Annotated in this window: 1 protein-coding gene; it reads left to right on the top strand. The window is 64.4% G+C overall.

Annotation, left to right across the window (positions count from 1 at the left end):
* The first annotated feature begins 82 nt into the window (after nucleotides 1–82).
* Nucleotides 83–895: an IS5 family transposase gene (locus tag ACXJKO_RS31860; RefSeq protein ID WP_457094991.1), complete on the top strand. Its 813-nt coding sequence runs from the start codon at nucleotides 83–85 to the stop codon at nucleotides 893–895.
* Nucleotides 896–912 lie beyond the last annotated feature (17 nt).

Consider the following 912-nt stretch of genomic DNA (forward strand, 5'->3'; position numbering starts at 1 on the left):
AGAGCCCGTCCCGAAAAGGGGTTGAGTGGTCAGGGTAGCCGTGATTCCAAGAGGGTGCTGAAGCCTAACTTGGAAGCCCGCGATGTGGACCCCGACCACTCGGCGGCAGTATAGCCGCGACGGCTTGCGATACGAAACCGATTTGACCGATGCCGAATGGGCGCTGATTGAGCCGCTTCTGCCCGAGCCCCGCACCCGCGGGCGACCTCGGCGCTGGTCTTGGCGCGAGATCCTCAACGGCATCTTCTACGTGCTGCGCGGCGGGATCGCCTGGCGGCTCTTGCCCTCCGACCTGCCGCCCAAGAGCACCGTCTTTCGCTGGTTCAGCTTCTGGCGCGATACCGGCCTGTTTGAGACCATCAACCACCTGCTGGTCATGGCCGATCGCGAGCGGGTCGGACGGGAAGCCTCGCCCACCGCGGCCGTGCTCGACAGCCAGAGCGTGAAGACCACCGAGAGCGGCGGACCGCGAGGCTATGATGCGGGCAAGAAGGTCAAAGGCCGCAAGCGCCAGGTGATGGTCGACACCGATGGGCGCGGTCTGATCCTGGAGCCACAGCCGGCTGACGTGCAGGACCGGGATGGGGCCTGTGTGGTTCTGCGCCTGTCGCGGCGCGCGTTCCCGTTCATCGCCACCGCGTTTGCCGACAGCGGCTATGCTGGCGAGACCCCGGCCCAGGCCACTTCGATCCGAATCGAGATCGTCAGAAAGCCGCCTGATCAAGTCGGCTTTGCGGTACACCCACGCCGCTGGGTTGTTGAAAGATTCTTCGCCTGGATTAGTCGCAATCGCAGGCTCTGGAAGGATCCTGAGGCGACACTCACGTCAGCCCGAGCGTTCCTCTACGCCGCTTCCGTCATGCTCCTCATCCGCCGCTTGGGTCGATGCTCATGATTTACGGGACGGACTCT

The sequence above is a fragment of the Microvirga sp. P5_D2 genome (assembly GCF_054049475.1).

Excerpts from the sequence above, each read along its gene's own strand:
- ACXJKO_RS31860 (WP_457094991.1), top strand. The coding sequence starts at position 83 with ATGTGGACCCCGACCACTCGGCGGCAGTATAGCCGCGACGGCTTGCGA.